We start from the raw sequence: 17,800 nt of genomic DNA, 5'->3' as shown, positions 1-17,800 counted from the left end.
TCTAAGTTATCGAAAGCTTATGCTGTTTTTGTGAGGCTCTCGGTTTCCACAAGTTCCTGCAATTCGCCAGCTTCGTACATTTCCATCATGATGTCGGAACCACCCAGAAATTCGCCCTTAACGTAAAGCTGGGGGATCGTTGGCCAATCGCTGTAGTCCTTGATGCCAGCGCGGATTTCCATGTCTTGCAACACATCGACGCTTTCATAGGCAACGTTCAGGTGGTCGAGAATGGCAATTGCCTTGCTTGAAAAGCCGCATTGCGGAAATAGGGGGCTACCCTTCATGAACAGGACAACATCATTGCCTTTGACGATCTCTTCGATCCGGTCGTGAATGCTCATGTATAATACTCCAAAAATTCTAATTCTGAGGAATGGCTGTTGTAAGCTGTAAGGCATGTAAAACGCCGCCCATACGTCCACCCAACGCGTCATAAACCGCCTTATGCTGTTTTACGCGGGATAGCCCGCGAAAACTCTCGCTCACTACACGCGCGGCATAATGGTTACCGTCACCTGCAAGGTCGGTAATTTCGACTAAGGCGTCGGGTAAAGCTGCCCTGATCATGTCTTCTATTTCGTCCGCTTGCATTGCCATCATGCAGTCTCGATAAACTGGCGGCGCGCTTCAACCATCTTGTCTTCAAGCGCGCTACGAATCATGGCATCGTCAATTTCAACACCCGCCGACGTCAAATCACCAAGCAACTTGCGCACAACATCTTCGTCGCCAGCTTCTTCAAAGTCCGCTTGCACCACGGAAGTGGCGTAAGCGGTGGTCTCTTCTGGCGTAAGGCCCATTTTTTCAGCGGCCCATTGCCCAAGCAGCTTGTTCCGGCGAGCGGTTATCTTGAACTGCATTTCTGCGTCATGCGCAAACTTGTTTTCAAAAGCGGTCTCGCGGTTATCGAAACTTGTCATGTTGCAGTTCCTATCTGTTGCCGGCCCAAGATAATGGCTTTGCGTCCGATCAACAAGGCTGATGGCGTCAAATATGCACCACTAGCTTTCCGACAGCCGCACGATCACCAAGCCGGGCAATCGCGGTCCCGGCATCGGCCAGTGCGAACGTCTCTGAAATGCGTGGCTTGATTTTGCCCGCAGCATAAAGATCGAACAATTCCGAAATATTGGCGTGGTTTTTTTGCGGCGTGCGCGCGGCAAAGGCACCCCAGAAGACACCGCAGACGTCGCAGCTTTTCAGCAATGTCAGGTTTAACGGCAGTTTCGCGATGCCTGCGGGGAAGCCAACGACCAGAAACTTACCTTCCCATGCAATCGAGCGGACCGCAGGCTCGCTATAGTCACCTCCGACCGTGTCATAGATAATGTTGAAACCATCGCGGCCAGCGGCGGCCTTGAACATTTCGGCCACGGCCTTGGATTGATCTCTATCAAATGGTTGATGCGGATAAACAACAACTTCATCGGCGCCAGCCGCACGCGCGATGTCCGCTTTGGCTTCGCTGGAAACGCCGGCAACGACGCGGCCGCCATAGGCCTTGGCCAATTCAATCGCCGAGATGCCAATACCGCCAGCCCCGCCAAGGACAAGGACATTGTCCCCAGCCTTCATATGTCCACGATCCTTTAGAGCATGAATCGACGTGCCATAGGTCATCAGCAACGACGCGCCATCGTCAAAAGACATGGCGTCGGGCATTTTGAAGCAATTGAACGCCGCAACCGCGACCTTTTCGGTCAATCCGCCATTGCCGCACAGACCGATCACGCGGTCGCCGATGGCAAATCCGCTGACGCCATCGCCAATCGCTTCGATGACACCAGCGATTTCGCCACCGGGCGCAAAGGGGCGTTCTGGTTTGAACTGATACAGGTCGACAATCATCAACGTGTCAGGAAAGTTGATTGAGCATGCCTTTACCGCAACGACGACCTGGCCAGGACCAGCAACGGGCTCAGGCAATTCGCCCATAACAAGCGTTTCGGGGCCGCCGCTGGCGGTTGATAATAATGCGCGCATGTCTGTCTCCTAGGCGTGGTTGGGCGACAGCCAGGGCTGGCTCGCCGATAACTTGTTTTCATAGGCCGAAATGGCATCGCTGCTTTTGAGCGTAAGGCCGATTTCATCGACGCCGTTGATCAGGCAATGTTTGCGGAAGGGGTCAATTTCAAATGCAAAGCGATCCTGAAACGGTGTGGTAACGGTCTGCGTTTCCAAATCGATATGGATATCATCGGTCTTTGCCACTTCCATCAGGCGGTCGATGGCATCTTGTGGTAGCACGATGGCTAGTAGTCCGTTTTTGAACGCGTTGCCTGAAAAAATATCTGAGAAACTAGGGGCGATGACCGCTGAGATACCTAGATCAGCCATAGCCCAAGCGGCATGTTCGCGGCTTGACCCGCAACCGAAATTGTCGCCGGCAATTAATATGGGGGCGCCTGCATATGCCGGATCATCAAATACATTGCCTGGCACGCTGCGCAAAGATTGAAACGCGCCTTTTCCAAGCCCAGACCGGCTTATGGTTTTTAACCACGCTGCCGGAATGATAATGTCCGTATCGACATTTTTGAGCCCAAGCGGATAGGCCCTACCCTTAACGTTGCTGATCGGCTGCATGCATTTAGTCCGTATCTGTCTTGGGCTGATTGTGGCCCATCGGCGAGCCCTCGGGTTCCGGCGATAAGGGTTCAAGTTTGCCCTTTTTTTGTGTCAGGCTGCGCCGTCCAGCATATAATAATGCGGCCACCAATGCAGCTGATCCTACGGCTGCGCCAACCTTTGCAGTGGTCGACCATTTGTCGCTGCCATCGGATTTTTTATCGGTCATATGTCTTTTCCTTGATAGGTTAAACCTTAGCTTTGGCTTCTATGACAAGTAAAGAAAATAGCTTATCTGTGCGAAAGGTAGAGCCCGCAAATGCGAATGGCGACGCTATATGTCAGTCCATCAACGCGCGCACATCAGTCAGCTTTCCAGTAACGGCAGCGGCCGCCGCCATAGCTGGGCTGACCAAATGCGTGCGAGCGCCCGGACCCTGCCGCCCCACAAAATTGCGGTTGCTGGTGGATGCACAACGCTCTCCTGTGGGTACCTTGTCGGGGTTCATGCCCAAGCAGGCCGAGCAACCCGGCTCACGCCATTCGAGGCCTGCGTCTAAGAAGATTCGGTCTAACCCTTCGGCTTCTGCCATCTGCTTCACCAGGCCACTGCCGGGTACGACGATTGCCCATTTGACGTTAGCCGCCTTTTTGCGGCCTTTGAGCACGGCAGCAGCAGCGCGTAGATCTTCAATGCGGCTGTTGGTGCAACTGCCGATAAAGATATTTTCCACCGATATATCGGTCATCGGTGTGCCGGGAGTGAGACCCATATAATCCAGCGACTTTTGGGCCGCTGCTTGCTTGGATGGATCGGCAAAGGACGACGGATCGGGAACGACGCCTGTAATCGGCAACACGTCCTCTGGGCTCGTGCCCCAAGTCACGCTTGGCGCGATGTCGGCGGCGTTGATGATTACGACCTTGTCATAAGTTGCGCCTGCATCGGTTGCGAGTGAACGCCAATAGGCCACCGCTGCGTTCCAATTGTCGCCCTTGGGGGCCATCGGGCGGCCCTTCAGATAGGCATAGGTCACATCGTCCGGCGCGACCAAGCCAGCGCGTGCGCCATGCTCGATGGCCATATTCGAAATGGTCAAGCGGCCCTCAATGCTGAGCGCGCGAATGACAGAGCCTGTATATTCGATGACATGACCCGTCCCACCCGATGCGCCCAAGACGCCCGTGATATGTAAGACAACATCCTTCGCCGAAACGCCGGGGGCAAGTTCGCCCTCAACACGGACTTCCATCGACTTGGACTGGCTGAGCTGAAGTGTTTGGGTGGCCAAAACATGCTCAACCTCTGACGTGCCAATACCAAAGGCCAGAGCGCCCAGCCCGCCATGACAGGCGGTATGGCTATCCCCGCAGACAATTGTCGTTCCGGGTAAAGAAAAACCTTGTTCTGGCCCTACGACATGGACGATGCCCTGCTTAACGTCCGTGGCGTCAATATAAGCTATACCGAACTCTGGCGCGTTACGTTCCAATGCTTCCAATTGCTGCGCGCTTTCGGGGTCCGCAATCGGGATATTGATGCCATTGGCGTCCAAGCGCGCCGTAGTTGGAAGATTGTGGTCCGGCACAGCCAAGGTCAGATCTGGTCGCCTTACACGGCGTCCGGCAACGCGAAGGCCTTCAAAAGCCTGCGGGCTAGTGACCTCGTGAACCAAATGGCGGTCGATGAAGATCAAGCATGTCCCGTCGTCGCGTTGTTCCACGACATGGGCGTTCCAGATTTTTTCGTACAGTGTTTGCGGTGCTGACATAATAAAAATGCCATAGAAGCGATTGCAGCGAAATCAAGTGAGGTAGCGTTGCTTGCACTTCAAAGTTACAAACTTTACGTCTATTGAATGAGGTATGAGCATTTTCAGCATCATCCTTATCGTGCTTGCAACGGTCTTCGTCATGGAAGGGGTGGCTTGGTCCAGCCATAAATATATCATGCATGGCTGGGGTTGGGGATGGCACCGTGACCATCATGAGCCGCATGATAATGTACTGGAAAAGAACGATTTATATGGCATTGTAGGTGCAGTCACCAGCATTTCACTGTTCGCAATCGGTAGCCCTTTAATCCTTGGCTCCAATGCTTGGGAACCCGCGACATGGATTGGCCTTGGCGTTATGGTTTACGGCATCATTTATACGGTGGTGCATGATGGTCTCGTGCATCAACGTTATTTCAAATATGTCCCGCGCAGTGGTTATGCGAAACGGTTGGTGCAGGCGCACAAGCTACACCATGCAACTATTGGCAAGGAAGGCGGCGTAAGCTTTGGCTTCGTATTCGCGCGCGATCCTGCCAAGTTGAAAGCTGACCTTAAAAAACAACGCGAGGCTGGCACCGCGATTGTCCGCGATGCTGCCATTTAAAAGGTCCTGGCCTTAAGCTTCTGGCTTAAGCCAAATCCAGCTAAGGCAAAGCACAGCCACGCCCCCGGGCACAAGCGACCATGGCAAGGTTAAAGCCACAAAGCCAATCGCGATGCTGATACCAAATGCGATAGTCGCTGACCATTTTCCGCGCCGACTAATGACGCCCTTTTCCCGCCACGCCACAAGATGAGCACCAAATTTTGGATGGTTCAACAGTCGCGCTTCAAGCGCCGGGTTGCTGCGTGCGAAACAGAAGGCGGCCAAGATCATGAACGGCACCGTCGGCAGCAAGGGTAGGGCAATGCCTGTCGTACCCAAGGCAAGAGCCAGCAAGCCGGCCCACAGATAAAGCTGCTGCTTTATCAATATTGGTGAACCGCCTTGGTCACATAATAGCTATCAAGCCCTTCGGGACCGCCCTCGCTGCCAAAGCCGGATTCCTTGACCCCGCCAAAGGGCGCATCAGGCATTGAGATTATAAAGCTGTTTAGTCCAACCATGCCGGTATCCAGCGCGTCGGCGACGAGGTTCGCCTGGCGTGCATTTTCGGTGAAAGCATAAGCGGCAAGGCCAAAGGGCAGGCGGTTTGCCTGTTCAATGGCTTCATCAAAAGTCTTAAACGGCCGCATCAAGGCGATAGGGCCAAAGGGTTCGTCGTCCATAACCTTGGCCGACATTGGTACATCGGACAGCACCGTTGGCGTAAAGAAAAAGCCATGATTTCCCCGCGACCCACCGGTTAGCAAATTGGCGCCTTTGGACGTCGCATCTTCGACCAAGGCGGCAATAGCCGACGGTCGCCGCGCATTGGCCAATGGACCCATGACGGTGTCGGCGTCGAGGCCATTGCCGACTTGAATCTGTTTCGTATGCGCCGCAAAGCCAGCAACGAAGCGGTCATATACGCCTTCTTGCACATAAAATCGGGTGGGCGAGATGCACACTTGGCCCGCGTTGCGGAACTTGGTGGTGGCCGACAAGCTGATCGCTTTTTCAAGATCACAATCGTCGAAAATTAGCACGGGCGCATGACCGCCCAGCTCCATAGTGGTCCGTTTCACGCCATCGGCGGCAAGCTTAAGCAGATGTTTGCCAACTGGCACGGATCCTGTGAAGCTCACCTTGCGGATGATGGGAGATGCGATCAAATGACGGCTGACCATATCGGGCACGCCGTAGATCAATTGCGCTACATTACCAGGCACACCGCCATCGATGACACATTGCATGATAGCGCTCGTGCTTGCGGGGGTTTCTTCCGGCGGCTTTGCAATGATCGAGCATCCTGCAGCCAAAGCAGCCGCCATTTTCTTGCACATCAGGTTCACTGGGAAGTTCCACGGTGAAAATGCGGCCACTGGCCCAACTGGTTGCTTCAGTACCAACGCCCGCTGCCCGGTTGGCCGCACAAGCACGCGTCCGTAGCTGCGTTTGGCTTCCTCGGCGAAATAATCGAACTGCGCGGCACAGGACAGCACCTCAGTGCGCGCTTCGGAGAGTGGTTTGCCCTGTTCGGTGGTGAGCAGCACGGCTATTGTTTCGGCGCGTTCGCGAATATGTTCAGCGACTTTGTGCAGTATAACCGCGCGTGCATTCACGTCTACGCTTCGCCAATGGGCAAAGCCTTTTGCCGTGGCGGCAAGAGCCTCATCAAGGTCAGCAGACGCAGCCAACGGCAATTCTGCTAGCGTCTCACCAGTGGCCGGATTGATAACCGAATGCGTATCGCGGCCTTCGCCCATGCGCCAGCTGCCGTCAATATATAGACCTAAATCAGTGGAATAGCTCATCGGTTTTCCTGCAAATCTAATGTGCCTTGCTTGTAGGCGTCAGGTGACGGCTTTGGAACCCCTTGCAAGTCGCAAGAGCCAGAAAACCGGAAAGCCCGCGAGTAATAACGCAATGCCCCAGACCAAGGCTTCGGCGCCTGCGCCATAAATTGTCCAGCAGGAATAAACAGCGGCCAGCAATAAGATGACTTTAAATCCTGGGCTGACCTTCAATATGCCCGTCTGGATGAGGCGGAACGCAGCCGCAGCGCAACCGAAATACATGACCAACACGATGGCCGTGGTCAGCAATATCAGAAATTCAAACATCGATGCCATCGTCCGGCTGCTGTTCATCAGGATGACAAGCGTCAACAGGCTGGTGGAGAACAGATGCGCATTGCGCGGCGTGCCATTAGCTGCGGCCTTTCCCATGAATGCCGGAAACAAACCATCACGTGCCAAAGCGGCGGGTAATTCGGCCTGACACATAATCCACCCGTTCAACGCGCCAAGTGCGCTGATTGCGCCGATGGCAGCAATAGCGGTGCCAGCGTTGGTGCCCGCATAGACGCTCACAAAATCGGCAAATGGCGCAGCAGAGACGCTGGTGATGGCGACAGGCAACATCAAAACGACGGCTGAGCAGACCAAAATATAAATGCCGCCTGCGCTAGCGGTTCCGAATAATGTCGCGCGATTGATGGTGCGTTCTGGATCTTGCACCTTGTCTGCTGGCACCGTTGCCAGTTCAAGGCCAAGCATGGCCCACAGCGTCAAGATGGTAGCCGTCGAAATACTTGCCGTTGAAATGTCTGACAGTTCGAAGCTGCGGACAACGCCAGTGCCTTGAACCGTCAATATATACGCGGCAAGGCCAATAACCGCGATGAGCGGCAGCAACTTGGCAATCGTCCAGATGATCTGCACTTGCCCCGCAAGCTTTGTACCGCGAATGTTGATCAGCGTGAAAGCCCAGACGATGGCTATGGTAACGGCGGCGGACACGCCGTGGGTGCCGACTACAGGGAATAATTGGCTAAGATAGCTGACCGCCGCTGTCGCTATTGCGGCATTGCCAACCCACATCGAAATCCAATAGGCCCATGCAATCGCAAAGCCCGCACCATCGCCGAACGCAGCTCTTGTATAAGCATAAGGCCCGCCAGCCTTGGGCAATGCTTTGCTCAGTACGCCAAAGACCGATGCGACGCATAACGCGCCGGACACGGTTATCACCCAACCAATAACCGAATTCCACCCCAAGGGTGCAAGGCTTGCCGGAAGCAAGAATACGCCTGACCCGATCATGCTGCCCATGACCAAAGCGAGCGCCATCCAGAACCCCATCGGCCGTTCTGTTGCGACTGTCTCTTGCTTCACGACTTTCCCCCTCATTATCCCACGCTGGCATGAACAGGGGCAAAAGCCAATCTTTGTTTAATGAGCCAATAAGACCGGGATGCCAAGCTCGCCGAGCATGAACCGTGTTACGCCGCCAAACAATGTTTCACGCCACCGGCCATGGCTATAGGCGCCCATGACGAGGAAATCGGGCGCCCAAGCATTGGCTTCTACCAAAAGCCTCTCCTCGACGCTCTGATCGCCTTTTGCGGCAACGGCTATTTCGGCATTGATGCCATGGCGCGATAAGTACATCGCAGCGTTGGTGACTGGGAATTGCTCCGGCACTATTTCAATCTCCGATATGCGGACAAAAGATGCGGCTTGAAGCAATGGCAATGCTGCACGCAATGCATTGGCGGCTTCAAAACCGCCATCATATGCGACCATAGCTCGGTCGAATGAGAGACGTTTGGCTTTCGCAGGTACTGCCAGAACCGGGGTGCGCGATGCTGTTACCACATCGCTGATCCAAGCGCGAGCAGCACCCGCAGTGCCCACTGGATCCAACGACATGACCAAGACATCTGCCAACCGTGCGGCATCGATTAGCGCGTCTGATGTCGTGCCATCAAACATTTGCCAATCCCAAGGCACATCCTCTGCCTTCAACCGCGCATCGATCCGTGCGCACAGTTTTTCGCGTTCGTTTCCGGCTGCTTCAAATGCCTCGGCGACGAAATGCGCGCCGCCGAACATGTCGAACGCGACATAATCCTGCGTTGGCCGCGGCAATATGAGCGACATATGCCCGTGGAAACGCCGAGCAAGGTCAAGCCCCACCTGCAGCCTACCTTCAAAGGCGGTATCACCGCCTGCATGCACCATGATAGATTTCATTGTCATTTCCTTACCTAACGGCCGGATGTGTTGCGCCGGTCTCACAGAAACCATTCTTGACCTAAACGCGGCAAAGTCATTGATGGACGTCAAACACTGCAAAAAACTTTCAAATCGTGGGATATTATGTCAGCCATGAGGCATGAATGAAGGAAGACTGGCTTTAACGAATTTGGCGATACGAACTGCGCGTGCGGCGGATGCGGAAGCCATTGCCCGTATTTATGCGCATCATGTGCAACATGGCACTGCCAGCTTTGATGCTATTCCCCGCACACCGGTTCAAACCGAAGAGAAGATCCTAGACATTTTGTCCAAGGGATGGCCATTCATCGTGGCAGAACGTGCCGAAACGATCATGGGCTATGCCTATGTGACCGCGTTTCGTAACCGGCTTGCTTATAGCTTTACCTGCGAAGATTCGATCTATGTCGATCCAGCCTGTGTAGGGCAGGGCGTGGGCGCGCAATTGATGCGCGCTTTAATGGAACAAGCTAGCAATTGCGGCTTTCGGCAAATGATTGCAGTCATTGGCGGCGGCGAACCCGCCTCGGTTGCTTTACACCATAAGATGGGGTTCGCCCATGCCGGACGTATGCGCAACGTTGGTCGTAAATTCGGTCACTGGCTTGACACCGTCTATATGCAAGCCGAGCTTGGTGAGGGAGACCGATCAGCGCCAGCGCGAGAGCCTGCCTAATCGATTACAGGATGAATGTGCGATAGACGTGCGTAAAGGAGAGAGAAAATATGGCTGAGTTTGAATTGGTCGCAGATGGGCTTCGCTTCCCCGAAGGACCGGTGGTCATGTCCGATGGCAGCATCATATTGGTGGAGATCGCGCAAGGCCAAATCACGCGCGTGCGCCCCGATGGCAGCACATCCGTTATCGCTAAGCCCGGCGGCGGACCGAATGGCCTGGCGATAGGGCCGGATGGAAAGCTTTATTGCTGCAACAATGGCGGGTTCGAATATATCGAAGCCAATGGCTTTCTTGCGCCGCACGGTATTGCGAAGGATTATTCAGGCGGCCGGATTGAACGCATCGATATCGAAACTGGCGAAGTCGAAATATTGTATAAATCCGGCGACTTCGGCTGCAGTCTGCGTGGACCGAACGACATTGTGTTCGACGCACATGGCGGGTTTTGGTTCACCGATCATGGCAAGATCGATTATGCAAAACGAAGTCATGATGTCGTCGGTATTTTCTATGCCAAGGCGGATGGCAGCCATTTGGAAGAAGTTATCTTCCCGTCAAACAACCCCAATGGCGTTGGCCTGTCCCCCGATGGGAACACGCTTTACGCTGCCGAAACCTACACCTGCCGCTTGATGCAGTTCAACATCACCGCGCCAGGCAAGGTTGCTGGGGATGTGGGCCCTGGCGGTCCGGGCATTCCAGTTTATCGTCCAGCGGGATATAAGTTTTTCGACAGCCTGGGCATGGAGGCCAATGGCAATATCTGCGTCGCCACCATCGGCGAATGCGGGATCAGCGTCATTTCGCCTACTGGCGAGCTGGTCGAATTTGTTGCTACCGATGATATTTTTACAACCAACATCGCCTTTGGCGGCGATGATATGATGGACGCTTATATCTGCCTCTCGGGCAGCGGACGCCTCGTTAAAACCCGATGGGCGCGGCCGGGATTGAAGCTGCAATATTAAGGCATAAGGACGGCCAACGCGGCGATAGGAAAAACATGGCGTTCAATACTGTTATCTTCGATTTTGGCGGAGTCATTACGACCTCGCCTTTTGAGGCATTCAACCGCATGGAGGCGATACGCGGCCTGCCCAATGATTTCGTCCGGAGCGTGAACACCCGCAACCCGAATGATAATGCCTGGGCAAAGTTTGAACGGGCGGAATGCAATGCTGCAGAATTTGACGTGCTGTTCGCTGCGGAAGCGCGGGCATTAGGGCATGAGCTTGACGGCGCTTCGGTGATAGCCTGCCTATCGGGTGACATCCGCCCCGCTATGGTGACCGCATTGGATGTTTTGAAGTCCAAGGGCTTTGCGCTTGGCTGCATCACCAACAATGTGCCGTCTGGCAAAGGCGCTGGCATGGCCGGGAGCGATGAGAAAGCGGCGGCGATCGCTGCGGTCATGGGGCGGTTCGACCATATTATCGAATCGAGCAAAGCAGGGGTGCGCAAACCCGACCCGCGTATTTATGCGATGATGTGCGAAGCTTTAGCGGTTGTGCCCTCGCAATGCATCTATCTGGACGATCTTGGTATTAACTGCAAACCGGCTGCTTTCATGGGGATGGCTGCAATCAAAGTCACAAGCGGTGATCAAGCTTTGCAGGATTTAGGCGCGCTATTGGCGTTGACCTTCACGCCACTTGGGGTCTAGGCGAAAGACTGTTCCGTCTCTCCCATTATCTGGAGCAATTCATGGCGAAAAAACTTTTCCCCGATGCACAATCGGCGCTTGAAGGCGTGCTGAAAAACGACTTGCTGATTGCAAGCGGCGGCTTTGGCCTTTGCGGGCTTCCTGAACGCCTGTTGGATGCTGTGCGCGACAGCGGGGTGACTGGCCTCACGTTCGTGTCGAACAATGCTGGCATCGACAATGAAGGCATTGGCAAGCTGCTGCGCACCAAACAGGTCAAGAAAATGATCTCGTCTTATGTTGGCGAGAACAAAGAATTTGAACGGCAATATCTGGCGGGTGAATTGGAAGTTGAGTTTTGCCCGCAAGGGACGCTGGCCGAACGGATGCGCGCTGGCGGCGCTGGCATTCCCGGCTTTTACACCAAAACTGGCGTTGGCACTTTGGTCGCCGAAGGTAAGGAAGTGAAAGAATTTGGCGGCGAGGAATATATCCTCGAACGCGGGATATTTGCTGACCTGTCGATCATCAAAGCATGGAAAGCCGATGAAAGCGGGAACCTTATATTCCGCAAGACCGCCCGCAACTTCAATCTGCCCGCCGCCACCTGCGGAAAGGTCTGCGTGGTTGAGGTGGAGGAAGTGGTGCCTGTTGGCTCACTCGACCCCGACTGCATCCATTTGCCCGGCGTTTATGTGCAACGCATGATCGTTGGCGCGCCTTATGACAAAAAGATCGAGTTCCGCACGGTACGTGAGCGGGGAGATAATTCATGAGCTGGACCCGTGACGAAATGGCCGCCCGCGCTGCAAAGGAATTGCGCGACGGATATTATGTGAACCTCGGCATTGGCATCCCCACGCTGGTGGCCAACCATATTCCGGCGGGTGTCGAAGTAACGCTTCAGTCGGAAAATGGCATGTTGGGCATCGGGCCTTTCCCTTTTGCGGGGGAAGAGGATGCCGACCTTATCAATGCAGGCAAGCAAACCATCAGTGAGCTGTCGCAGACCGCGTATTTCGATAGCGCCGCCAGCTTCGCCATGATCCGTGGCGGACATATTGACCTGACCGTGCTGGGCGCAATGGAAATCTCCGAAAGAGGGGACATTGCCAATTGGATGATCCCCGGCAAGATGATTAAGGGCATGGGCGGTGCGATGGACTTGGTTGCTGGGGTTAAGAAGATCATTGTGGTGATGGAACACACGGCCAAGGATGGAAGCCCCAAATTCATTCCGGCTTGCACTCTGCCGCTCACGGGTAAAAACGTCGTCGACATGATCATCACCGACATCGCCGTGTTTCAGCGCGCCAATAAAACCTCTGCGTTCAAGTTGATTGAGGTTGCACCCGGTGTCAGCGTTGATGATGTACGGGCAAAGACAACGGCGCATTTTGAGGTTGCGGTCTGATCACCAACATGCGGCGGACTTTATTAGCCTTGATCGCGGTTTCTGTGTTGGGACTGACTGGCCTATATGCCATGCGTGCCGCGCCTGATGATAATCAGGTCGTAGCCATATTGCGCGAATTCACCAAACCCCAGGCGAATTTGCCGGACCAGCCTGATGAATGGCGCGGTCGAATAAATTATGCCCAACTGGACCAACAATTTGCGGCCATGGCACAAAGGTCGGAAATGGCGGGTCTTGCCATTGCTATTGTCGAAGATGGCGAACTGCGCTTTGTCCGCACATATGGCGTGATTGACCGGGACACGAATGTGCCGGTGACGCTGGGAACGGTTTTCCGATGGGCTTCGGTGTCCAAGACCGTTGCGGGGACGTTGGCAGCAACTTTCGCCAATGAGGGGCTGGTTGATTTGGACCGGCCAGTTGCGCGTTATCATACAACGCTGCGTTTGCCCGAAGGGGCTGAATCGCGCGTGAGTTTCCAGCAATTGCTTTCTCAGCAAACCGGCCTCACCAAAAACGCTTTTGACGAACGGTTGGAGGATGGCCAAGATCCGCGCGCTCTGCGGGCCAGTCTGGCCAGCGCGCCGTTGCAGTGTCAGCCGGGTTCGTGTCACACCTATCAGAATATCGCCTTTGACGCCGTAACCGAGATTTTGGAGCAAGCAGCGAAGCGGTCGTACCCCGATGCGGTGAGCGAGCGTTTCTTTCTGCCCTTGGGCATGAATAGCGCCAATTTCGGCATGGCTGGCCTTACCAATGCGAAAGATTGGGCGCGGCCGCATAATGGGCGCATGGTCCGTACCGTGAAAGAAACTTATTGGCGGGTCCCGGCGGCTGCGGGTGTTGAAAGCAATATCGTCGATTTTGCCCGTTGGATGCAGGCGACAATGGGCGATCGCCCCGATGTGCTCCCCGAATCAACGTTGCGGATTGCGCAATCTCCGCGCGTGAATACGGCCCCGATTTATGGCGGCGAATTGCGACAGGCAAATTCGGAGGCGCATTATGGCCTTGGCTGGCGCAACTTCAAATATGACGGCAATATCTTGGTGGGGCACTCCGGCGCCGTTGACGGCTACCGCGCGACCATGATTTTTGATCCGGCAGCGCGTGTTGGTGTTGTCGCCATGTGGAACAGCAACTGGGGCACGCCCTTCCGCATTCCATTTGCCGTGTTTGACAGTTACCATCAACGCACAGATTCGCGCTGGTTGGAACTGGATTGACGGAATAGGTAAGCGCTTGGTCTGCTTCGGAAACCGAAAGGAAGACTGCATGGGTTATACGCTTATTACCGCGAATCGTAATTATTCGAGCTGGAGTTTACGGCCTTGGGTGCTGATGACGATGCTGGGTATTCCGTTTGAGGACCGCATCGAGCCCTTTGCGGCGGCAAGCAATTATTATGCATTCCGTGTATTTTCACCGACTGGCCAAGTGCCCGTGCTGTTGGACGACGCGCGGACAATCTGGGACTCGCTAGGCATCACTTTATATCTGTCAGATCGGCACGAAGGCGTCTGGCCGTCTGATCCCGCTGCACGCGCGTGGGCGCAATGTGCCGTCACGGAAATGCATGGTGGCTTTGCCGCCCTGCGGAACGACTGCACGATGAATGTCGGTGTCAGGGTGCAACCCAAGCCGATGTCTGCCGCATTGAAGCGTGACGTTGCCCGCCTGACAGAATTATGGACGCAAGGACTGGACAGTTTTGGCGGACCATTTTTAGCTGGGCCCCAATTTACCGCGGCGGATGCCTTTTTCGCGCCTGTCGCGTTCCGAGTGCGGACATATGGATTGGATGTGGGGCAAGCGGGCAAAGAATGGGTGAATCATATGCTTGGGCTCGCGCCGATGCTGGCTTGGGAGAAAGATGCGTTGACCGAGAGCTGGCGCGAAGCGGGCCATGAGGCGGAATTGCGGGACTGCGGTGTGATAACCGCCGATTATCGTCAGGGCTAAAGCAGGACGGACATGAAAAAGGCCGCCTTTTGGGCGGCCTTTTTCTTGGGAATGAACGGGACCTAGACTTTGTCGCCGGTTACGCCCTTTATTTTGCCCTTAAGATTCTGGCCTTCGCCTTTGCGTTCTTGCGCCATGCCTTCAGCCTGCAGATGTGCATTGCCAGATATCTTACCCGCAGCTTGCTTGATGTTTCCTACGATTTCGTTGCCGAGGCCTTTGGCCTTGTCATTTAGTTCGCCCATACAGATCGTCCTTTCTGTGCCAGCCGGCCGCGCATGAATTGCGGGACGGTGCGAGGAGTGAACCCGGCGGGTGGCCGTTGGTTCCAATGTGTCTGGCGGTTAAGCGCTTGAAACCAACGCTTGGGCAAATGCGGCGCCTTCATCGGGCGCAAAGCGCAGGAATAAAGACGGCTCTATAAGTTCCAGCTCCATCAGGCGGAAAACGCCATTACCGTCGCGCAATATGTCGACCCGCGCATAAGCCAGCGGTCCGGACTTGGTTATCTTCGCTGTCGCGGCCAATGTCCGCTGGGCCAATATCAGCGCGCCGTCGGGGGCAGTGACAGCTTCTTCCCGACCGCCATATTGTTCCTGAACGCGAAAATCACCTTTGGCCGGGCGTTTGACGATGGAATGGCTGAATGCCCCGGCGAAATAGAAGAGCGAATATTCGCCTTCCTCTGCAATATTAGGCACATAAGGCTGGATCATCATGCGCTGGCCAGCAACCGAATCCGGCACATTATCGTCGCGGTTCAAGCGAAAGGTTCCGTCTGCGCCGCCCGATATGGGTGGCTTGACGATTAACGTTTCGACATTGAAGCTTTTCCGCGCGTCTTCAAGTGCGACCCTGTCGAGTAGCGCGCTCCATATTGTGGGGACCGAAGGAATGCCGGCGGCTTCTAATTCGGCCAGATAGGCCTTATCACTGTTCCACCTTAATATGCTGACCGGATTGCTTACCCGCACATTTTCGGCCTCCAATTGGTCCAGCAAAGCAAACCAACGCGCGCAGTCACGGGGATAGCCCCAGGCCAGCAGAGGCGTGACAAGGTCATAGCCGCTAAAGTCGTTCGCCTTGGTCCAGTCGATGAAAACAGCGCTGTCACCTAACAAACGCGCGTAATCGCCCTTTATATGTGACCAATCTTCTTCATACTCGGGCGTCGGGCACAATATCGCGATACGAAGACCGCTCATTCGCCCGCTATCTTCAATATCTCTTTCCACTCGGTCGGGCGGACTGGGGCAACGGACAGGCGGGACTGCCGAAGCATTTCCATTTCGGCCAGCTTGGGGTTCGCTTTAATTGCTTTCAACGTCACAGGCTGCTTTAACTTATGCGCAGGTTTGACCTTGACCGCGACGAAGCGCGCCTTCTCATCGGTGGGATCAATGAAATGCTCTTGGCTGATCGTGATGATGGCCACAATCTCAAGCCCGATATTGCTGTGGTAGAAAAAAGCTTCATCGCCGACCTTCATAGACCGTAAGTTATTTGCGGCGCTGTAATTGCGCACGCCGTCCCATGTGCCTTCGCCCTCCGCCACCAGATCGTCATAGCTGTAAACGTCGGGTTCTGATTTCATGAGCCAAAATTGTTTCGCCACCTGTCACTCCTTTTCGCTAGCAAGCCTTTACGGCAGGCAGTAATGCGCTGTCCATGACAGTTATGCCCGTAATCTCACTCAGCACCGGCGATGCCGATGCTCTTGGCCAGCAACTTGGCAATTCATTCCAGACCTATGGCTTTGCGACCGTCATTGACCATGGTCTTGATCCCGCCTTGGTCGCGAAGGCGTGGGCGCTCACAAAGGCGCTGTTCGAACAATCCGAAACGCAAAAGCGCGCGGGCTTTGACGCGGCCATTGCTGGCCAGCGCGGATACACGCCGTTTAAAACCGAAATTGCCAAGGGCGCGGACTTTCATGACCTGAAGGAATTCTGGCATGTCGGTCGTGACGTGGCGCCGGAGAGTCCGCTTGCGGGATCCATGCTGCCGAACATCTGGCCGGATGTTCCGGAGTTTAAAGAGACGTTTCAGCTGCTTTATGCAGAGATGGATAAGGTCGGCGCCCGGATATTGTCCTCGATCGCGCGCTATCTTGATTTGCCAGCGCACTGGTTTGATCCCGCGATTGCGGACGGAAACTCGATTTTGCGGCTTTTGCATTATCCTCCCATATCGGGCGATGCGGAGGGCTGTATTAGGGCAGGTGCGCATGAGGACATAAACCTCATTACCTTACTGTTGGGGGCAGAGGAGGCAGGTCTGCAGATATTGCGGCCCGATGGTAGCTGGATGGATGTCTCGCCGCCGCAGGGGGGCTTGGCGGTCAATGTAGGCGATATGTTGCAGCGGTTAACCAACCATATGCTGCCATCGACCACGCACCGTGTGGTGAACCCGACCGGGGAGCGCTCGCGGTTTAGTCGTTACTCAATGCCCTTCTTCTTACATTTGCGATCGGACTTTCCAATATCGACGTTGCCGCAATGCGTGGGCGCAGAGAATCCCAATCGTTACCCTAACCCGATTCTCGCCGATGACTATCTGCGCGAACGGTTGATCGAGATTGGTTTGCTGAAGGCATAATATGCCAACTGGGCGTGCGTGACCGACATTCAAGATTCGGAGCAGCAGCGAGAATCGCATCCCAAATGCCGTGCCCAGTAAGAATCAGAGTATCGGAATAGGCAAAAACAGCCAATTTTGGCCGAAAATGGAACTTTCGTCGGTCAGGGACATTATCTAATCGCGCGAAATCCACGAAGGTCGGATTGGTTGAAGGCCGCAGAAAACCGTAGATTTACGACAGAAGTGCATTTTTTTTGTAATAAAATTGCAAATGGCGGTTGACCGAATCCTGAAGTCACTTTAGAGGCCCTCTCACCGGACGGGAAGCAAGAGTTTCTGCGGTTCGGTCGCCAACAAACGGGTCACCTACTCCTCTGGTAGCAATATCAGGGAACCTTAGGTGTCCGCTTTTTTGTCGGTGGTAACCGGGTCAAACCGGTTCGGCTCTTTGACATTGTGATATTTAGATGAAGGGACATGTGGGCGACGGCGCCAGGTCCGGGGGTTTTTAGGCCCCGGGTGCT

At 54.7% G+C, this 17,800-nt stretch carries 23 protein-coding genes; 9 read left to right on the top strand and 14 right to left on the bottom strand.

What is annotated here, in order from left to right; translation table 11 throughout:
- Window positions 1–17: 17 nt before the first annotated feature.
- The 7 genes from grxD to leuC all read right to left on the bottom strand — a co-directional run bounded on the left by grxD (window position 18) and on the right by leuC (window position 4,343).
- Window positions 18–344 (bottom strand): Grx4 family monothiol glutaredoxin, encoded by a 327-nt coding sequence (grxD, locus tag ACILP4_RS04125; RefSeq protein WP_395619483.1) that lies wholly within the window; start codon window positions 342–344, stop codon window positions 18–20.
- Window positions 345–363: 19 nt separating this feature from the next.
- Window positions 364–600: a BolA family protein gene (locus ACILP4_RS04120; RefSeq protein WP_395619571.1), complete on the bottom strand. Its 237-nt coding sequence runs from the start codon at window positions 598–600 to the stop codon at window positions 364–366.
- The gene (locus tag ACILP4_RS04115; protein ID WP_395619482.1) at window positions 600–923 is read right to left on the bottom strand and encodes a DUF1476 domain-containing protein; all 324 of its coding nucleotides are present in this window, start codon (window positions 921–923) and stop codon (window positions 600–602) included. The genes ACILP4_RS04120 and ACILP4_RS04115 overlap by 1 nt, the downstream gene beginning before the upstream one ends.
- A 67-nt stretch (window positions 924–990) precedes the next feature.
- A complete protein-coding gene (locus ACILP4_RS04110) occupies window positions 991–1,986 on the bottom strand; it encodes an NADPH:quinone oxidoreductase family protein (protein ID WP_395619481.1) in 996 nt (331 codons plus the stop codon).
- Window positions 1,987–1,995: 9 nt separating this feature from the next.
- Complete coding sequence (gene leuD, locus ACILP4_RS04105) at window positions 1,996–2,589, bottom strand: 3-isopropylmalate dehydratase small subunit (protein WP_395619480.1); 594 nt, start codon at window positions 2,587–2,589, stop codon at window positions 1,996–1,998.
- 4 nt (window positions 2,590–2,593) lie between these two features.
- Window positions 2,594–2,800: an isopropylmalate isomerase gene (locus ACILP4_RS04100; protein ID WP_395619479.1), complete on the bottom strand. Its 207-nt coding sequence runs from the start codon at window positions 2,798–2,800 to the stop codon at window positions 2,594–2,596.
- Between the two features lie 112 nt (window positions 2,801–2,912).
- Window positions 2,913–4,343 (bottom strand): 3-isopropylmalate dehydratase large subunit, encoded by a 1,431-nt coding sequence (leuC, locus tag ACILP4_RS04095; RefSeq protein WP_395619478.1) that lies wholly within the window; start codon window positions 4,341–4,343, stop codon window positions 2,913–2,915.
- 94 nt (window positions 4,344–4,437) lie between these two features.
- Here leuC and ACILP4_RS04090 point away from each other — a divergent pair, with 94 nt between their 5' ends.
- A complete protein-coding gene (locus tag ACILP4_RS04090) occupies window positions 4,438–4,953 on the top strand; it encodes a sterol desaturase family protein (protein WP_395619477.1) in 516 nt (171 codons plus the stop codon).
- Between the two features lie 12 nt (window positions 4,954–4,965).
- Here the strand turns inward: ACILP4_RS04090 and ACILP4_RS04085 are convergent, their stop codons facing one another.
- Genes ACILP4_RS04085 through ACILP4_RS04070 form a run of 4 tightly spaced genes read right to left on the bottom strand, consistent with a single transcriptional unit; the run spans window position 4,966 to window position 8,969 of the window.
- Complete coding sequence (locus ACILP4_RS04085; protein WP_395619570.1) at window positions 4,966–5,319, bottom strand: YbaN family protein; 354 nt, start codon at window positions 5,317–5,319, stop codon at window positions 4,966–4,968.
- On the bottom strand, window positions 5,319–6,746 hold the full coding sequence (locus tag ACILP4_RS04080) for an NAD-dependent succinate-semialdehyde dehydrogenase (protein ID WP_395619476.1): 1,428 nt from the start codon (window positions 6,744–6,746) through the stop codon (window positions 5,319–5,321). Before ACILP4_RS04080 ends, ACILP4_RS04085 begins: the two co-directional genes overlap by 1 nt.
- Window positions 6,747–6,785: 39 nt before the next feature.
- A complete protein-coding gene (locus tag ACILP4_RS04075) occupies window positions 6,786–8,108 on the bottom strand; it encodes an amino acid permease (RefSeq protein WP_395619475.1) in 1,323 nt (440 codons plus the stop codon).
- 57 nt (window positions 8,109–8,165) lie between these two features.
- Window positions 8,166–8,969, bottom strand: a complete 804-nt coding sequence (locus tag ACILP4_RS04070) for a universal stress protein (protein ID WP_395619474.1) — start codon at window positions 8,967–8,969, stop codon at window positions 8,166–8,168.
- Between the two features lie 142 nt (window positions 8,970–9,111).
- Here ACILP4_RS04070 and ACILP4_RS04065 point away from each other — a divergent pair, with 142 nt between their 5' ends.
- The 7 genes from ACILP4_RS04065 to ACILP4_RS04035 are packed head-to-tail and all read left to right on the top strand — an operon-like array spanning window position 9,112 to window position 14,693.
- Window positions 9,112–9,669, top strand: coding sequence for a GNAT family N-acetyltransferase (locus tag ACILP4_RS04065; RefSeq protein ID WP_395619473.1), 558 nt, complete (start codon window positions 9,112–9,114; stop codon window positions 9,667–9,669).
- Window positions 9,670–9,719: 50 nt separating this feature from the next.
- Window positions 9,720–10,640 carry an SMP-30/gluconolactonase/LRE family protein gene (locus tag ACILP4_RS04060; RefSeq protein WP_395619472.1) on the top strand — a complete coding sequence of 307 codons (921 nt, stop codon included), beginning with the start codon at window positions 9,720–9,722 and terminating at the stop codon, window positions 10,638–10,640.
- A gap of 35 nt (window positions 10,641–10,675) precedes the next feature.
- Entirely contained in the window at window positions 10,676–11,335 is a 660-nt protein-coding gene (locus tag ACILP4_RS04055) for an HAD-IA family hydrolase (protein ID WP_395619471.1), read from the top strand.
- Between the two features lie 41 nt (window positions 11,336–11,376).
- Window positions 11,377–12,090, top strand: coding sequence for a CoA transferase subunit A (locus ACILP4_RS04050; RefSeq protein ID WP_395619470.1), 714 nt, complete (start codon window positions 11,377–11,379; stop codon window positions 12,088–12,090).
- Complete coding sequence (locus tag ACILP4_RS04045) at window positions 12,087–12,728, top strand: CoA transferase subunit B (protein ID WP_395619469.1); 642 nt, start codon at window positions 12,087–12,089, stop codon at window positions 12,726–12,728. The genes ACILP4_RS04050 and ACILP4_RS04045 overlap by 4 nt, the downstream gene beginning before the upstream one ends.
- Window positions 12,729–12,757: 29 nt before the next feature.
- Window positions 12,758–13,957 (top strand): serine hydrolase domain-containing protein, encoded by a 1,200-nt coding sequence (locus tag ACILP4_RS04040; protein ID WP_395619468.1) that lies wholly within the window; start codon window positions 12,758–12,760, stop codon window positions 13,955–13,957.
- Window positions 13,958–14,006: 49 nt separating this feature from the next.
- A complete protein-coding gene (locus ACILP4_RS04035) occupies window positions 14,007–14,693 on the top strand; it encodes a glutathione S-transferase family protein (protein WP_395619467.1) in 687 nt (228 codons plus the stop codon).
- 62 nt (window positions 14,694–14,755) lie between these two features.
- On the opposite strand, the gene ACILP4_RS04030 is transcribed toward ACILP4_RS04035, so the two are convergent.
- From ACILP4_RS04030 to ACILP4_RS04020, 3 genes are all read right to left on the bottom strand, one after another.
- Window positions 14,756–14,938 carry a CsbD family protein gene (locus ACILP4_RS04030; RefSeq protein ID WP_395619466.1) on the bottom strand — a complete coding sequence of 61 codons (183 nt, stop codon included), beginning with the start codon at window positions 14,936–14,938 and terminating at the stop codon, window positions 14,756–14,758.
- A gap of 99 nt (window positions 14,939–15,037) precedes the next feature.
- A complete protein-coding gene (locus ACILP4_RS04025) occupies window positions 15,038–15,898 on the bottom strand; it encodes a RimK family alpha-L-glutamate ligase (RefSeq protein ID WP_395619465.1) in 861 nt (286 codons plus the stop codon).
- Window positions 15,895–16,308: an EVE domain-containing protein gene (locus ACILP4_RS04020; protein ID WP_395619464.1), complete on the bottom strand. Its 414-nt coding sequence runs from the start codon at window positions 16,306–16,308 to the stop codon at window positions 15,895–15,897. The genes ACILP4_RS04025 and ACILP4_RS04020 overlap by 4 nt, the downstream gene beginning before the upstream one ends.
- 53 nt (window positions 16,309–16,361) lie before the next feature.
- On the opposite strand from ACILP4_RS04020, the gene ACILP4_RS04015 reads away from it, so the two are divergent.
- Entirely contained in the window at window positions 16,362–17,294 is a 933-nt protein-coding gene (locus tag ACILP4_RS04015) for an isopenicillin N synthase family dioxygenase (RefSeq protein ID WP_395619463.1), read from the top strand.
- The last annotated feature ends 506 nt before the right edge of the window (window positions 17,295–17,800 follow it).

It is taken from the genome of Sphingorhabdus sp., from assembly GCF_044239045.1.
Classification (GTDB): Bacteria; Pseudomonadota; Alphaproteobacteria; order Sphingomonadales; family Sphingomonadaceae; genus Sphingorhabdus_B.
This window is presented reverse-complemented; position numbering and strand designations above follow the sequence as displayed.

What these genes read in the sequence shown, in the direction of transcription:
- ACILP4_RS04115 (WP_395619482.1), bottom strand. Translation starts at nt 923, where the DNA reads ATGACAAGTTTCGATAACCGCGAGACCGCTTTTGAAAACAAGTTTGCG.
- ACILP4_RS04015 (WP_395619463.1), top strand. Translation starts at nt 16,362, where the DNA reads ATGACAGTTATGCCCGTAATCTCACTCAGCACCGGCGATGCCGATGCT.
- ACILP4_RS04030 (WP_395619466.1), bottom strand. Translation starts at nt 14,938, where the DNA reads ATGGGCGAACTAAATGACAAGGCCAAAGGCCTCGGCAACGAAATCGTA.
- ACILP4_RS04065 (WP_395619473.1), top strand. Translation starts at nt 9,112, where the DNA reads ATGAATGAAGGAAGACTGGCTTTAACGAATTTGGCGATACGAACTGCG.
- ACILP4_RS04090 (WP_395619477.1), top strand. Translation starts at nt 4,438, where the DNA reads ATGAGCATTTTCAGCATCATCCTTATCGTGCTTGCAACGGTCTTCGTC.
- ACILP4_RS04080 (WP_395619476.1), bottom strand. Translation starts at nt 6,746, where the DNA reads ATGAGCTATTCCACTGATTTAGGTCTATATATTGACGGCAGCTGGCGC.
- ACILP4_RS04025 (WP_395619465.1), bottom strand. Translation starts at nt 15,898, where the DNA reads ATGAGCGGTCTTCGTATCGCGATATTGTGCCCGACGCCCGAGTATGAA.
- ACILP4_RS04045 (WP_395619469.1), top strand. Translation starts at nt 12,087, where the DNA reads ATGAGCTGGACCCGTGACGAAATGGCCGCCCGCGCTGCAAAGGAATTG.
- ACILP4_RS04070 (WP_395619474.1), bottom strand. Translation starts at nt 8,969, where the DNA reads ATGAAATCTATCATGGTGCATGCAGGCGGTGATACCGCCTTTGAAGGT.
- ACILP4_RS04100 (WP_395619479.1), bottom strand. Translation starts at nt 2,800, where the DNA reads ATGACCGATAAAAAATCCGATGGCAGCGACAAATGGTCGACCACTGCA.
- ACILP4_RS04035 (WP_395619467.1), top strand. Translation starts at nt 14,007, where the DNA reads ATGGGTTATACGCTTATTACCGCGAATCGTAATTATTCGAGCTGGAGT.
- ACILP4_RS04120 (WP_395619571.1), bottom strand. Translation starts at nt 600, where the DNA reads ATGGCAATGCAAGCGGACGAAATAGAAGACATGATCAGGGCAGCTTTA.
- ACILP4_RS04110 (WP_395619481.1), bottom strand. Translation starts at nt 1,986, where the DNA reads ATGCGCGCATTATTATCAACCGCCAGCGGCGGCCCCGAAACGCTTGTT.
- leuC (WP_395619478.1), bottom strand. Translation starts at nt 4,343, where the DNA reads ATGTCAGCACCGCAAACACTGTACGAAAAAATCTGGAACGCCCATGTC.
- leuD (WP_395619480.1), bottom strand. Translation starts at nt 2,589, where the DNA reads ATGCAGCCGATCAGCAACGTTAAGGGTAGGGCCTATCCGCTTGGGCTC.
- ACILP4_RS04050 (WP_395619470.1), top strand. Translation starts at nt 11,377, where the DNA reads ATGGCGAAAAAACTTTTCCCCGATGCACAATCGGCGCTTGAAGGCGTG.
- ACILP4_RS04055 (WP_395619471.1), top strand. Translation starts at nt 10,676, where the DNA reads ATGGCGTTCAATACTGTTATCTTCGATTTTGGCGGAGTCATTACGACC.
- grxD (WP_395619483.1), bottom strand. Translation starts at nt 344, where the DNA reads ATGAGCATTCACGACCGGATCGAAGAGATCGTCAAAGGCAATGATGTT.
- ACILP4_RS04060 (WP_395619472.1), top strand. Translation starts at nt 9,720, where the DNA reads ATGGCTGAGTTTGAATTGGTCGCAGATGGGCTTCGCTTCCCCGAAGGA.